The organism is Photorhabdus caribbeanensis (assembly GCF_018448885.1).
In the GTDB taxonomy this organism is placed as follows: Bacteria; Pseudomonadota; Gammaproteobacteria; order Enterobacterales; family Enterobacteriaceae; genus Photorhabdus; species Photorhabdus caribbeanensis.
Genome location: NZ_RCWB01000001.1, coordinates 164,635 through 178,994, shown reverse-complemented (window position 1 = coordinate 178,994; position 14,360 = coordinate 164,635). Strand labels below are relative to the sequence as shown.

The 14,360-nt window shown below is 46.1% G+C and carries 12 protein-coding genes; 1 reads left to right on the top strand and 11 read right to left on the bottom strand.

Annotated elements, in window-relative coordinates; translation table 11 throughout:
• Window positions 1–37 precede the first annotated feature (37 nt).
• Complete coding sequence (secA, locus tag EAE90_RS00975; protein WP_214051868.1) at window positions 38–2,749, bottom strand: preprotein translocase subunit SecA; 2,712 nt, start codon at window positions 2,747–2,749, stop codon at window positions 38–40.
• 82 nt (window positions 2,750–2,831) lie between these two features.
• Window positions 2,832–3,356: a secA translation cis-regulator SecM gene (gene secM / locus EAE90_RS00970; protein WP_214051867.1), complete on the bottom strand. Its 525-nt coding sequence runs from the start codon at window positions 3,354–3,356 to the stop codon at window positions 2,832–2,834.
• Between the two features lie 32 nt (window positions 3,357–3,388).
• On the opposite strand from secM, the gene EAE90_RS00965 reads away from it, so the two are divergent.
• Entirely contained in the window at window positions 3,389–3,907 is a 519-nt protein-coding gene (locus EAE90_RS00965) for a DUF721 domain-containing protein (protein WP_214051866.1), read from the top strand.
• A gap of 95 nt (window positions 3,908–4,002) precedes the next feature.
• Here EAE90_RS00965 and lpxC read toward each other — a convergent pair whose 3' ends face one another.
• From lpxC to murD, 9 genes are all read right to left on the bottom strand, one after another.
• Window positions 4,003–4,920: a UDP-3-O-acyl-N-acetylglucosamine deacetylase gene (gene lpxC / locus EAE90_RS00960; protein WP_214051865.1), complete on the bottom strand. Its 918-nt coding sequence runs from the start codon at window positions 4,918–4,920 to the stop codon at window positions 4,003–4,005.
• A gap of 98 nt (window positions 4,921–5,018) precedes the next feature.
• The gene (ftsZ, locus tag EAE90_RS00955; RefSeq protein ID WP_214051864.1) at window positions 5,019–6,179 is read right to left on the bottom strand and encodes a cell division protein FtsZ; all 1,161 of its coding nucleotides are present in this window, start codon (window positions 6,177–6,179) and stop codon (window positions 5,019–5,021) included.
• 61 nt (window positions 6,180–6,240) lie between these two features.
• The gene (gene ftsA, locus EAE90_RS00950) at window positions 6,241–7,497 is read right to left on the bottom strand and encodes a cell division protein FtsA (protein WP_036777496.1); all 1,257 of its coding nucleotides are present in this window, start codon (window positions 7,495–7,497) and stop codon (window positions 6,241–6,243) included.
• Between the two features lie 41 nt (window positions 7,498–7,538).
• On the bottom strand, window positions 7,539–8,345 hold the full coding sequence (gene ftsQ / locus EAE90_RS00945) for a cell division protein FtsQ (protein WP_214051863.1): 807 nt from the start codon (window positions 8,343–8,345) through the stop codon (window positions 7,539–7,541).
• Window position 8,346: 1 nt separating this feature from the next.
• Window positions 8,347–9,267 (bottom strand): D-alanine--D-alanine ligase, encoded by a 921-nt coding sequence (locus EAE90_RS00940; RefSeq protein WP_214051862.1) that lies wholly within the window; start codon window positions 9,265–9,267, stop codon window positions 8,347–8,349.
• Entirely contained in the window at window positions 9,260–10,735 is a 1,476-nt protein-coding gene (gene murC, locus EAE90_RS00935; RefSeq protein WP_214052030.1) for a UDP-N-acetylmuramate--L-alanine ligase, read from the bottom strand. The genes EAE90_RS00940 and murC overlap by 8 nt, the downstream gene beginning before the upstream one ends.
• Before the next feature lie 55 nt (window positions 10,736–10,790).
• On the bottom strand, window positions 10,791–11,858 hold the full coding sequence (gene murG / locus EAE90_RS00930) for an undecaprenyldiphospho-muramoylpentapeptide beta-N-acetylglucosaminyltransferase (protein ID WP_214051861.1): 1,068 nt from the start codon (window positions 11,856–11,858) through the stop codon (window positions 10,791–10,793).
• Complete coding sequence (ftsW, locus tag EAE90_RS00925) at window positions 11,855–13,048, bottom strand: cell division protein FtsW (protein WP_214051860.1); 1,194 nt, start codon at window positions 13,046–13,048, stop codon at window positions 11,855–11,857. Before ftsW ends, murG begins: the two co-directional genes overlap by 4 nt.
• On the bottom strand, window positions 13,048–14,358 hold the full coding sequence (gene murD, locus EAE90_RS00920) for a UDP-N-acetylmuramoyl-L-alanine--D-glutamate ligase (protein ID WP_214051859.1): 1,311 nt from the start codon (window positions 14,356–14,358) through the stop codon (window positions 13,048–13,050). The genes ftsW and murD overlap by 1 nt, the downstream gene beginning before the upstream one ends.
• Between the last annotated feature and the right edge of the window lie 2 nt (window positions 14,359–14,360).

The window sequence follows — 14,360 nt, the reverse complement described above, 5'->3', positions numbered from 1 at the left end:
CCTAACAACAAAAAGGCGGTTTCCCGCCTTTTCATCATCACTGCAAGCGCCCGTGGCAATGTTTATATTTTTTACCCGATCCACAAGGACAAGGATCATTACGGCCTACTTTACGAGCGCCACTGGCAATTTGAGCTTCTGTTGTAGACATCAATGCGCCTTTTTCAACTTCGTGGCTTAATTGCTGTTGCCTTGCCAAGCGTTCAGCTTCCGCCCGGCGCTGTTGTTCCAATGCCTCGACTTCTTCCGGCAATCTCACTTGAACTTTGCTCAATGTACTAATCACTTCATATTTCAGCGATTCCAACATGCTTGCAAACATAGCGAAAGATTCACGTTTATATTCCTGTTTTGGATCTTTCTGAGCATAACCACGTAGATGGATACCCTGACGTAGGTAATCCATTGCTGCCAGATGCTCTTTCCACAACATATCCAAAGTCTGCAACATGATACCTTTTTCGAAGTTACGCATCATTTCGATGCCAACAATCTCTTCTTTACGTTTATAGACTTCAATAGCCTGTTCAAGGATACGCTCACGCAACGTCTCTTCATGTAGTTCAGGCTCTTTATCCAACCACTCTTTGATCGGCAGCTCCAAATCGAAATCAGTCATTAAACGTTGCTGCAAACCTTCCACATCCCACATCTCTTCCAGAGATTGAGGAGGGATATAAGCATCAATAGTTGCTTTAAATACATCTTCACGAATGCTACCAATGGTTTCACTAACATCACTCACATCCAGCAAATCGTTACGCTGAGCATAAATAGCACGGCGTTGATCGTTAGCAACATCATCGTACTCTAGCAATTGCTTACGTATATCGAAGTTACGACTTTCTACTTTACGTTGAGCATTGGCAATGGCTTTAGTCACCCACGGGTGTTCAATCGCCTCACCCGGTTTCATACCCAATTTACGCATCATGCCAGTGACACGATCAGAGGCAAAGATACGCATCAATGAGTCTTCCATTGATAAATAGAAACGGGACGATCCCGCATCCCCTTGACGACCGGAACGCCCACGTAACTGATTATCAATACGACGAGATTCATGACGTTCCGTACCAATAATATGCAAACCACCTGCGGCCAGAACCCTATCATGACGTTCCTGCCATGCGGCTTTAATCTCTTCAATCTGAGTTTCTGTTGGCTCGGTCAGTTTAGCAATTTCTGCCTGCCAACTACCGCCTAGCATGATATCCGTACCACGACCAGCCATGTTAGTCGCAATAGTTACCGCGCTCACTTGACCAGCCTGAGCAATAATATCTGCTTCCATTGCATGGAATTTAGCGTTAAGTACGTTGTGCTCAATACCCGCTTTAGTCAGTTCATGGGAAACCAGTTCAGATTTTTCAATAGAAATAGTCCCCACCAATACAGGCTGCCCTTTACCAGTACGTTCACGGATATCTTCAATGATAGCTTCAATTTTTTCAGCTTCGGTCATATAAACCAGATCCGGCAAATCATTACGGATCATTGGACGGTTTGTCGGCACTACAATGGTATCAAGCTTATAAATAGAGCTAAACTCAAATGCTTCTGTATCGGCTGTACCAGTCATACCCGCCAGTTTTTCATACAACCGGAAGTAGTTTTGGAAGGTGATAGAAGCCAGAGTTTGGTTCTCATTCTGAATTTCTACACCTTCTTTAGCTTCAACAGCCTGATGCAATCCATCAGACCAGCGGCGCCCCTGCATGGTACGGCCAGTATGCTCATCAACAATAATGACTTCACCATCTTTCACAATATAGTCAACATCGCGGGTAAACAGCGCATGAGCACGCAACGCAGCCGTAACATGGTGCATCAACATGATATTGGTTGGTGAATATAGAGATTCACCTTCTTCCATCAATTTGGCTTCCGACAGTAATTGTTCAATCAAAACCAAACCACGTTCCGTCAAGTTAACCTGACGGGACTTTTCGTCGACAGAAAAATGCCCTTCTCCCTGGAACGTCTCTGAATCCTCTTTTTCCTGACGAATCAATTTAGGGATCAACTTATTGACTTTAATATAAAGTTCAGAACTATCTTCAGCGGGGCCAGAGATAATCAATGGCGTCCGCGCTTCATCAATCAGAATGGAGTCAACTTCATCCACTAGCGCATAATGTAGTTTGCGCTGAACACGCTCTTCCGGGCTAAATGCCATGTTGTCACGAAGATAGTCAAAGCCATATTCGTTGTTAGTACCATAGGTAATATCCGCCGCATATGCCTGGCGTTTAACGGGGGCCGGCATACCTGGCAGGTTAATACCAACACTCAATCCTAGAAACTCAAACAGTGGGCGGTTATTTTCAGCGTCACGCTGTGCCAGATAATCATTCACTGTGACTACGTGAACACCACGCCCGGTTAATGCATTCAAATAAGCAGGTAAAGTCGCTGTCAGTGTTTTACCTTCACCAGTACGCATCTCTGCAATACAGCGTTCATTCAGAACCATCCCCCCCAGCAACTGAACGTCGAAATGACGCATAGCAAACACGCGCTTACTCGCTTCACGTACTGTTGCAAATGCTTCAGGCAACAAACTTTCCAGCGATTCCCCCTTTTCTAAACGGGCACGAAATTCGGCTGTTTTTCCCTTCAATTCGTCATCAGACAATTTTTCAAACTCTGGCTCCATGCGGTTGATCACATCAACAATTTTACGCATACGACGCAGTGTACGGTCATTACGACTACCAAAAACCTTTGTTAATAATTTAATCAGCATAGTTAATTACATCTCAGATAAGGCCGTTATCTCGCGGCCAGCAAATAGTTATTTATTTCGGAATTTGTAAAAAAACGAAGATTCAGAGATAGGCAGTAGGACCTGCACGGATACCTTGGGCTTTAGCAATCCAAAACGTCGGAGTATAAGAAGATTGTGATGAAACATTCAGGAACGGTATATCTGAAACGGGTTCCGGTGGCCTAGGTTCCTGAGTTAATAGTGCATTCAGGGTTTCTAATACGAGCTGTTGAATACTGGAAGAACTTAACCGGATACTTTGTTTTGTTGTTTCATCGTTCATAGGTTGGGAAACAGAAAAAACAAAAGAAAGCTGCCTGATAACATTGCGTACAGCATGTTGTTGCCAGTAATTAACGCCATTGGCAGGCTGATGTTGAACATTCTGCAATGAGAATAGATTATCAAAAGCTGATAAAGCCTGATTCTGCCAATTCTGGCTAGAAGAGGTATTAGCTTGTGAAATATTATCGGCAACACCCGCTAAAATGGTAGGAACGCCAATACTTGCCGCAACCACTCCTAATAACAGATGTGACCAGAAATAACGTCTGCCAAATTGTCGCCAAAGATTTAGAATACCCATTAATCCTTCATCATACCGGAGCTACTGTTATTATGCGCGATAGCCGCCCACAATCATTAGATGTTCTTTTTGAAGACGCCGCTGCCGTTGAGAAAAGCCCGCTTCATGTTATCCAGCAACGAGCCGTCGCTTTGTTAAAACTTAACCGTGCCGTTATCAGCTTGCTTCCCGCACAATTACATCCGTGGTGCCGGGTCGCTAATTATCGCAAACAAATTCTGGTACTGGAAGCAGGAAACGCCAGTTGGATGACCAGATTACGTTACGAGCTGCCAACACTGCTCTCTACACTAAGAAGCGGAATTCTACCATCATTGTCATCTATCGACATCAGGATTAACCCATCACTTATGATTAAGCGTGACAATAGTGCGCAAAGCTTCGCAAAAACGATGAGCGATGATCACAAAACATTACCGATGCGTCAGTTAAGTCAAGAGAGTGCGAAAGAATTAATCGTGCTGGCAAACCGCAGCCCAAAAAAGTTGAAGGAAAGATTAGAGCGATTAGCTGCACTGGCCGGAGAGAGTGCCAGCACAGCTAAAAAATAAGCGCTAACGCTGAGTAAAAAACATCAGCGAGAACAAAATCACTGATAACATAACCCACTGATATATCATTGAATTATTCTCAGCACACTAGAGAGTTATGCCATTACAGTTGATGGAGCACGAAAAGCCAATGGCATTTCAGCTTCATCTTCGAAAGTGATCAGTTCCCATGCACTTTCTTGCGCCAGAACTGCCTGCAACAGTTTATTGTTCAACGCATGACCTGATTTGAACGCAGTAAATGCGCCAATAATGTTATAGCCACACATGAACAAATCACCAATTGCATCCAGCATTTTATGACGGACAAATTCGTCTTCAAAACGCAAGCCATCTTCATTAAGTACACGATAGTCATCAACAACAATCGCACAATCAAAGCTGCCGCCTAAACATAAGCCTTTAGATTGTAAGTATTCAATATCACGCATAAAGCCAAATGTACGTGCACGACTGATTTGACGAACAAACGCTTCTGCCGAGAAATCCAGACAGTAACGTTGAGAGCTTGAATCAATCGCAGGATGATTGAAATCGATAGTGAAATCCAGACTGAAACCATTATAAGGTGTCATCTCTGCCCACTTATCACCCTCCTCCACACGTACAGTTTCCTTAATACGCAGGAATTTTTTCGCTACGTTCAGCTCTTCAATGCCCGCATCCAGCAGCAGGAAAACAAACGGGCTGGCACTACCATCCATAATAGGAATTTCTGGCGCATCAACGTCGATAATAATATTATCGATCCCTAACCCCGCAAGTGCTGCATTCAGGTGCTCAACCGTTGAGATTCGCACGTCATGCTCATTTACCAGGCAAGTACAGAGCATAGTATCACGCACGGATTTTGCATCTGCCGGAAAATCAACCGGTGGATTCAAGTCAGTGCGGCGATAGATGACCCCGGTATTAGCCGGTGCTGGGCGCATTGTTAGCGTGACTTTTTTACCGGTATGCAAACCGACGCCAGTCGACTGAACAATACGTTTAAGTGTCCTTTGTTTGATCATCGTTTTATCTCGCAATGTTATCCATCCTGCCAACCACTATACACTATGGTTGGCGGGCAAGTTTAGCACAAAAAGCGGAGAATCCAATTTTTTAGCTATTAATCGGCCTGTTTACGCAAAAATGCAGGAATATCCAAATAATCGGGCTCCTTGCTAGTTTGTACGCTTTGGTCATTCACCACTTTTGCCGCTGGTTTATTTTCTTCAGACAATGAAGACATACCGCCAGACATTTGCTGATGACGGTGTTCCATTACACTTGACTGAGAAGACTTATTGGTAATCAACGTAATTTCAGGACGTTTATCCATACCAATACCGGTGGCAACCACAGTCACACGCAATTCATCGTTCATGTCTGGGTCCAGAGAGGTACCGATCACGACAGTTGCATTATCAGATGCAAATGCACGGATCGTGTTACCCACTGTTTCGAACTCATCCAAACGCAGATCAAAGCCAGCAGTAATGTTAACCAGAACACCGCGAGCGCCTGACAAGTCGATATCTTCCAGCAGTGGACTGGAAATCGCCATCTCAGCGGCTTCTTCTGCGCGATCTTCACCCTGTGCGATACCAGAACCCATCATGGCGTAGCCCATTTCGGACATCACAGTACGCACGTCAGCAAAGTCAACATTCATCAGACCTGGACGCGTGATCAATTCAGCGATACCCTGAACCGCGCCTTTCAAAACGTCATTAGCTGCGCCGAAAGCATCCAGTAGTGAAATGCCACGACCAAGCACTTTCAACAGTTTGTCGTTAGGGATAGTAATCAATGAATCGACATGCTTAGACAATTCAGTGATCCCTTGTTCGGCAAACGCCATGCGTTTCTTACCTTCGAAATTGAAAGGCTTAGTCACCACCGCAACGGTCAAAATCCCAAGCTCTTTTGCAATTTCAGCTACCACAGGCGCTGCGCCAGTACCGGTACCGCCACCCATACCGGCAGCGATAAATACCATATCCGCGCCATCAAGCGCAGTGCGCAATGCATCCCGATCTTCTTGAGCAGCAGTGCGACCAACTTCCGGGTTTGCCCCAGCCCCCAAACCTTTAGTAATACCATTACCAATCTGGATAGTCTGGCCGACAGCCGTTTTACGCAATGCCTGAGCATCCGTATTTACTGCAAAGAATTCAACACCTTCGATGCGTTCACGCACCATGTGCTCAACAGCGTTACCGCCGCCACCGCCGACGCCGATGACCTTAATCACCGCGTCATTGGTTAATTCTATTGGTTCAAACATATGTTTCTCTCCGCTTTGTGCCTTTATATCGAGGCTAAAGAAACGCAGCCTCTGTATAAAATTAAAACTCTTTTTTCAGCCAGCTACTGACTCTCTTAAACCAGCGACTCACTGAAGCATGTTTTTCAATATCCGCATCACCATTAAGATGAGAGGCTTTCCCGTAATGCAGCAACCCCACTGCTGTTGAATAATAGGGTTGCTGCGCATAGTCCGTCAGACCAGTAATATTAAGAGGTTGACCAATACGCACCTGAGCGTGGAATACACGCTGAGCACATTCAGCCAAGCCATCAATCTGGGCGCCACCGCCAGTCAAGACAATACCCGCCGCCAGATGGTGTTTAACCCCTTGCTGGCGTAACTGTTCCTGCAATCGCAAGATTTCATCATTCACTAAATTCAGTAATTCGATGTAACGCGGCTCAATGACCTCAGCCAACGTCTGACGTTGTAAGCTACGTGGTGGGCGTCCCCCAACACTTGGCACTTCCACACTTTCATCTTTGCTGACTAACGAACCTAGTGCACAACCGTGGCGTACCTTTATCGTTTCTGCATCGCTTGGCGGCGTACCAAAGGCATAAGCAATATCACTGGTGACAACGTTGCCGGCATAAGGGATAACTTTGGTATGACGCAGCGCTCCGCCGGTATACACTGCAATATCCATCGTCCCGCCGCCGATATCTACCACGCAAACGCCCAATTCACGCTCGTCTTCGGTCAAAACAGCATAGCTGGCGGCCAACCCGGAAAAAATAAGCTGGTCGACTTTCAAACCACAGCGTTCAACGGCTTTTGCAATATTTTTCGCCATATCATTATGACAGGTAATCAAGTGAACTTTCGCCTGCATACGCACACCGGAAAGTCCCACCGGATTTTTAATACCTTCCTGATAATCAATGGCATATTCTTGTGGAATAACATGCAGTATTCGGTATTCATCTCGTACACGAACTGATTTGGCAGTATGAACAACATTGTCTACATCTTCCTGAGTGACTTCCTCTTCGGAAATAGGAACCATTCCTATTTCATTCTGACAACTGATATGTTTTCCAGATAATGCCAGATAAACAGAGGAAATTTGACAATCTGCCATCAATTCAGCCTGATCGATAGCCCGCTGTACACATTTAACAACCGACTCCAGGTCGTTTACACCGCCTTTATCCATACCGCGGGATGGACAGCTTCCCACCCCGATAATATTAACCATACCATCGGGCAGAATTTCACCAACAAGGGCAGATACCTTTGCTGTGCCAATTTCTAGGCCAACTACTAATTTTCTGTCCGTCGATTTGATCATCGTTGCTCTGCCTGCCTCATATAATTATTGCCAGTAATTGTTTATTGCCCTTTGGCCGGAGCATTAAGATCACCAATTGGTAAAGGCGCCCAACCTACCGCGGCACCACTGTCATAACGCAAATCCACGTAATCTACCCTTTTCTCTGTGTTCTGCTGTAACAGCGGATAAAGCTCGATAAAACGTTTAATACGGCCTGTTGTATCCATTCTTCCCAGCTTGAGCTGGATACCATTATCCAGCGTCAGTTGCCAGGAACGACGCGCAGTCATTGCCGCCACTTTTAATTTCAATTTATTGGCAGCGAGAAGTTTAGCCATAGCTCTGTAACCATCAAGTACTTCTTTTTCACTGCCTTGTGGACCATAAAGCATCGGGAAATACCCTTTAGTTCCCCATTCAGCCGGAATGCTGAATACCTGACCTTCGGCGTCCAGCATCTGCGTATCATTCCAGCGCACATAAGGGACATATTCTACCAGATGAATTCTCAGTTCATCAGGCCACTGTTTACGGACAGTGACTTGTCTTATCCACGGCATCCGTTCAATTTGTTGCTGAATGATATTCACATCCTGCGTCATGAAAGTTCCCGGTTGCCCTAATGACAAAATTGCCTGCCGGATATCATCGTTGGTAGTGTAGTGACGCTCCCCCGTTACTACCAATTTTGAAATAGGCAATCTGTTCGCATCTTTCATCCAATTAAGGACGGCCCAACCTCCCCAAATAATGGTCCCAATTACCATCAGGAAGAAGATAAGCCCTGCCAGGTAAGAGCCGTTACTAGGACGGGAACTGCTATTTTCATTATCCCGTCCCCTTACTTTCAGGGCCGCTTGAGACATATCAATCAGCCAACTCCAAAATCTTTGCCACCAACTGTGAAAAACTTAATCCAGCCTGACGCGCAGCCATCGGCACCAAGCTGTGGCTGGTCATCCCTGGCGATGTATTCACTTCCAGCAAATAAAAACCACCATCAGTATCCATCATGATATCTACCCGTCCCCAACCACTGCATCCTACTGATTGATAAGCTTTAAGCGCCAGTTCCACCAATTGCCGCTCTTTTTCATCACTTAAACCACTTGGACAAAAATACTGTGTTTCTTCAGACAGATATTTTGCATCATAGTCATAAAAAATAGCAGCGGGTTGAATACGAATAGAAGGTAAAGCCGTATCACCAAGGATGGCTACCGTGTATTCCGGGCCGTACAACCATTTTTCTATCAGCAAATCAACGTCATAACGAAACGCTGTCTCTAATGCGCCACGCAACTCTGAAATCTCATTAACCTTAGTCATACCAACACTGGAACCTTCCAGACTTGGTTTAACAATTAATGGCAGACCTAAATCTGCTACATATTCTTGGAGTTGAAAATCCGTCAATCGTTCAAATTGCTGAGAGTTTATTGAAACATATGGCGAAACAGTCAATCCAATCCCTTGCCATAACTGTTTTGTGCGCAATTTGTCCATTGACAATGCAGAAGCCATCACGCCACTGCCGGTATAGGGTAGCTGCAAAAATTCCAATACACCTTGCAAAGTACCGTCTTCCCCACCGCGCCCATGAAGCGCGATAAAGACTTTCTCAAATCCGGCCTCTTTAAGTTGAGTCACAGGAAAATCTTTTGTATCAACTGGATGAGCATCAATACCTGCTTCTCTCAAGCCAGCCAACACGGCATGTCCCGATAACAGCGAAACTTCACGTTCAGCGGAAGTTCCCCCCAACAGTACCGCGACTTTCTCAGCCATTGTGTTTTTCCTCATTCAAAGATGGCTGTAATTTTGTTTCAGCCAGATTACGCGCTATTTTGCCTATATTGCCGGCCCCTTGAACCAGAATTAAATCATTGCTATCCAGCACCTGAGCCAATGCAGCGCTCACCTTTGCCGGATCAGATACCAAAATCGGATCTAACTTACCGCGGCTACGGATAGTACGGCACAACGAACGACTATCCGCCCCTGGAATAACCGCTTCACCGGCAGAGTAAACGTCCAACATCAGCAATACATCTACCTGATTCAATACATTGGCAAAGTCATCGTACAAATCACGGGTTCGGGTATAACGATGAGGTTGGAATATCATCACAATACGTTTATCCGTCCAGCCAGCACGGGCGGCTTTAATCGTTGCATCCACTTCCGTTGGATGATGACCATAATCATCAACCAACATTGCACTGCCACCTTTGCCGTTAACATGTTCTAGAGAAAAATTGCCCAAAAAATCAAAACGGCGGCCAGTTCCCTGAAAACCTGCCAACGCAGCCAAAATATCACTGCCAGAAATTCCCTCTTCAGTCGCAACAGCCACTGCCGCTGCCGCATTCAGTGCATTATGGCGACCTGGCGCATTCAATACGACTTTCAGATCCGCCATATCTTGACGACTGACAGTGAAATATCCCTGAGCGCCTTTTTGCTCATAATGGGTAATACGGACATCGGCTTCTTCACTAAAACCATACGTTGTGATATAGCGCCCCACACGAGGGATTAACTCTTTGACAACCGGATCATCAATGCACATAACTGCACGCCCATAAAAAGGTAAGTTGTGCAAAAAGTTAATAAAGGTCTGTTTCAGGTTTTCAAAGTCACCATGATAGGTATCCATATGGTCTGCTTCGATATTCGTAATGACCGCCACCATCGGCTGCAAATGTAAGAAAGAAGCATCACTTTCGTCAGCCTCGGCAATTAAATAACGGCTACTGCCAAGACGGGCATGTGTTCCTGCGGCTTTAACTAAACCCCCATTAACAAACGTGGGATCTAAGCCAGCCTGTGCATAGATGCTAGAAATCATCGCCGTTGTAGTTGTTTTACCGTGAGTCCCGGCAATAGCAATACCATGACGGTAGCGCATGAGTTCTGCCAACATCTCCGCTCTGCGAATAACCGGAATTCGGGCCTCACGAGCTGCAACAATTTCCGGGTTATCCGCCAGGATTGCGCTTGAAGCCACAACAACACTGGCATCCAATATATTTTCAGGACGATGGTTAAAATAAATCTGAGCGCCCAACTTAGTCAGTTGCCGAGTTACCGGGTTTGGCGCTAAATCAGATCCACTAATCTGATAACCTTCATTAGCCAACACTTCGGCGATCCCCCCCATGCCAGCACCACCAATGCCAACAAAGTGGATGTGCCTAACTTTTCTCATCTCAGGCACGAAAGCTCTTAATTTCGCCAGTTGCTGTGTATTCACGTTTTCTTCTTCACTATGTATGTTTGCTTCACCGCCCCTTTTAAGGCGGTCTAAATCATTTTTTCGCCGCATCAATTAATGCCGCCGATACTCGCTCAGTTGCATCAACAATTGCTGCTGAACGGGCTTTTTCCGCCATTTCCAACAATTGCGGCCGCTGCCACTGAGTTAATAATTCGATTACTGCATCAACCGTAAATTGTGGTTGCTCCAGTATTTTTGCTGCGCCAACCTTTTCTAGAGGTAACGCATTCCAGTATTGCTGACGATCTTTATGCTGAAATGGCACAAAAATCCCAGGTAATCCCGCCGCAGACACTTCACTAACCGTCAACGCGCCAGAACGACAAATCACCACATCAGCCCAGGCATAAGCTTGTGCCATATCGTCAATAAATTCAGTAATCTTATGTTCGCATTTGACTGAGTTATTGTAGGCATTCTGCACACTTTCTTTCGCCCCTTTGCCTGTCTGATGCCAAAGAGTAATTTTATCACCCATACGGGCAGCAATTTCAGGCATTGTCTGGTTAAGAATTCTCGCCCCCTGACTACCGCCAACAACCAGAACCCGAATCGGACCTTCACGCCCTGTCAAACGTTGTTGAGGTATAGGCAACGCCAACACATCTTCGCGGACAGGGTTGCCAACAACGGGCGCTTTCGGAAATGCACCGGGAAATGCTTGTAAAACAGTCGTAGCAATTTTAGCCAGCCACCGGTTTGTCAGCCCGGCAATACCATTCTGTTCATGCAACACAACCGGAATACCGCACATCCATGCAGCAATACCGCCAGGACCAGAAACATATCCCCCCATGCCAAGCACAACATCTGGCTGATAGCGACGTATAATCGCCTTTGCCTGACGGATCGCCTTGAAAATTCGGACCGGGGCAGCTAACAATGCTTTGATCCCTTTACCTCGCAGACCAGAAATCTGAATAAATTCAATGTCAATGCCATGTTTCGGTACTAAATCGGCTTCCATACGATCCGCTGTTCCCAACCAGAGAACGTCCCAGCCCTGTTCTTTCAAATGATGAGCTACAGCTAGCCCTGGGAAGACATGTCCTCCGGTTCCACCTGCCATCACCATCAAACGCCGGGTTTTGCCACTCATCGGGGACTCCTTACAAACGCCTGAGCTCTTGCCAAGCGTGTTTCAAAATCAATTCTTAATAGCAATACGATAGCTGTCGACATAATCAGCAAACTTGAACCACCGTAACTAATCAAAGGTAAAGTCAAACCTTTAGTCGGTAACATACCTGCGGCGGCCCCAACGTTAACCAGAGCCTGGAAACTGAACCAGATACCTACCGAACAAGCCAGAAAACCCGAAAAACGCTGATCCATCTGTAATGCGCGACGACCTATCGTCATTGCGCGAAAAGCGACGAAGAATATCATTAACAACACCAAAACCACACCTACGTAACCTAATTCTTCTGCCAAAACAGAGAAAATAAAGTCAGTATGCGCTTCCGGCAGGTATTCCAGTTTCTGTACTGAATTTCCTAGCCCTTGTCCTAAAAATTCCCCACGACCAAAAGCCATCAAAGATTGCGTTAATTGATAACCTTTGCCATATGGATCTTCCCAAGGGTCCAGAAAAGAAGTTACACGGCGTATACGGTAAGGTTCAGCAATGATTAACAAAACCACAGCGAATATCCCTGAACCAATAATCGCGAGAAACTGCCATAACTTTGCCCCGGCAAGAAATAGCATCGCCAACGTTGTTACAAACAGTACAACCACCGTTCCCAAGTCAGGTTGAGCCAGAAGTAACACCGCTAACACGACCATCACGCCCATTGGCTTACAGAAACCCCAAAAGTTATTCCGTACTTCTTCTACTTTGCGCACCAAATAACTGGCGAGATAGCAAAATAGAGAAAGTTTCGATAACTCAGCAGGTTGAATTCTCAAAGGCCCAATGGCAATCCAACGCGACGCGCCATTTACTGAATTTCCCACCACCAAGACAACCAACAACAAAATAACGGAAATAAGCAGCATCAAATTGCTATAGCGTTGCCAGAAAGCCATCGGGATACGCAGTGTGATCAATGACAACCCGAAAGCCAGCAAGAGATAAATCGCATCGCGCTTAGCAAACAGAAATGGATCTTCTGCAAGACGCTGCCCAACCGGCATCGATGCTGATGTCACCATAACAAAGCCGATAATTCCCAATCCGAGCGTCAGCCAAACCAGTGTGCGATCATACAGCACCATATTGGTGACATCAGTTTCACGTCCACCAACAACCCAGTCTTTTAATCTACTGAATCCCGGAATAGACATCAGCCCAACTCCTCTGCCAAACGAGTAAACTCATGACCACGCTGTTCAAAATTACGGAACTGGTCAAGGCTTGCACAAGCAGGAGATAATAGCACCATGTCACCCGCCACCAGCCGCGGAGCAATATCACGTATCGCCTGTTCCATAGTTTCAGTTAAAGTCGCTATTTCCGGGCGTAGCTGCGTCAGTCGTTTCCCATCCCGACCAAAGCAGTAAAGCCGAATTTTATCCCCACAAAGGAGAGGTTTGAGCGGAGAAAAGTCTGCCGACTTACCATCACCACCTAACAGTAAATAAAGCGTGCCCTCTAGATTCAGACCATCGAGCGCCGCTACCGTACTACCAACATTGGTCGCCTTAGAGTCGTTAATCCAACGTACCCCGTTGTTCAGATGAACAAGTTGGAAACGATGGTTAAGCCCCGGATAAACCGTCAATGTTGCCAAACTGGCTTCACGAGGAATACCAACCACATCAGCTAAAGCCAATGCAACCAATCCATTGACGTAGTTATGTCGTCCAGTCAGCTTAATTTCATTTGTCGCCAACAATGATTGGTTGTGAACTTTCAAACAGGCATTTTCACTATCAAGCTGGTAGTCGCCACAATCGACACCAAAGCTGACACAACGATTGTCCATCCCCGTTTCAGGCAATGTCAGGGGATCTTGAGCATTCACAATGCATCTTTTCGCCTGATGATAAATCCTCAATTTAGCCGCCCGGTACTGAGATACTCCCTGAGGGTAGCGATCCATATGGTCCTCAGTCACATTAAGCACAGCGGCGGCTGTTGCGTTCAGGCTATATGTGGTTTCCAACTGGAAACTGGAGAGCTCTAAGACATAAAGCTGACAAGATTTCTTCAACAATTCTAATGCAGGCAGGCCAATATTACCGCCAACACCCACCTGCCAATTAGCCGCTTTCGCCATTTCACCAACAAGACTGGTAACGGTACTTTTACCATTAGAGCCCGTAATGGCGACGATTGGGACTGTTGCTTCACGGCAAAACAACTCGATATCACCAACAATTTCGATACCTGCATTAGCCGCAGCCTGCAATTCCGCCGTTGCCAAAGCAACGCCTGGGCTTACAACAATCAAGTCAGCATCCATCAACCAACCCGTATTCAGGCTTCCACTGTGGCACTCAACACCATCGGGCAGTTTATCCCTGCCGGGTGGCACCGCACGAGTATCCATCACACGAGGGATCACGCCTCGTGCCATAAAAAAGTCAACACAGGAGAGGCCTGTCAGCCCCAACCCGATAATGACGACTTTTTTACCCAAATAATCCGCCATGA

Bases quoted from the DNA above. Each gene is read 5' to 3' on its own strand.
- secA (WP_214051868.1), bottom strand. From the start codon at position 2,749: ATGCTGATTAAATTATTAACAAAGGTTTTTGGTAGTCGTAATGACCGT.
- secM (WP_214051867.1), bottom strand. From the start codon at position 3,356: ATGGGTATTCTAAATCTTTGGCGACAATTTGGCAGACGTTATTTCTGG.
- EAE90_RS00965 (WP_214051866.1), top strand. From the start codon at position 3,389: ATGCGCGATAGCCGCCCACAATCATTAGATGTTCTTTTTGAAGACGCC.
- lpxC (WP_214051865.1), bottom strand. From the start codon at position 4,920: ATGATCAAACAAAGGACACTTAAACGTATTGTTCAGTCGACTGGCGTC.
- ftsZ (WP_214051864.1), bottom strand. From the start codon at position 6,179: ATGTTTGAACCAATAGAATTAACCAATGACGCGGTGATTAAGGTCATC.
- ftsA (WP_036777496.1), bottom strand. From the start codon at position 7,497: ATGATCAAATCGACGGACAGAAAATTAGTAGTTGGCCTAGAAATTGGC.
- ftsQ (WP_214051863.1), bottom strand. From the start codon at position 8,345: ATGTCTCAAGCGGCCCTGAAAGTAAGGGGACGGGATAATGAAAATAGC.
- EAE90_RS00940 (WP_214051862.1), bottom strand. From the start codon at position 9,267: ATGGCTGAGAAAGTCGCGGTACTGTTGGGGGGAACTTCCGCTGAACGT.
- murG (WP_214051861.1), bottom strand. From the start codon at position 11,858: ATGAGTGGCAAAACCCGGCGTTTGATGGTGATGGCAGGTGGAACCGGA.
- ftsW (WP_214051860.1), bottom strand. From the start codon at position 13,048: ATGTCTATTCCGGGATTCAGTAGATTAAAAGACTGGGTTGTTGGTGGA.
- murD (WP_214051859.1), bottom strand. From the start codon at position 14,358: ATGGCGGATTATTTGGGTAAAAAAGTCGTCATTATCGGGTTGGGGCTG.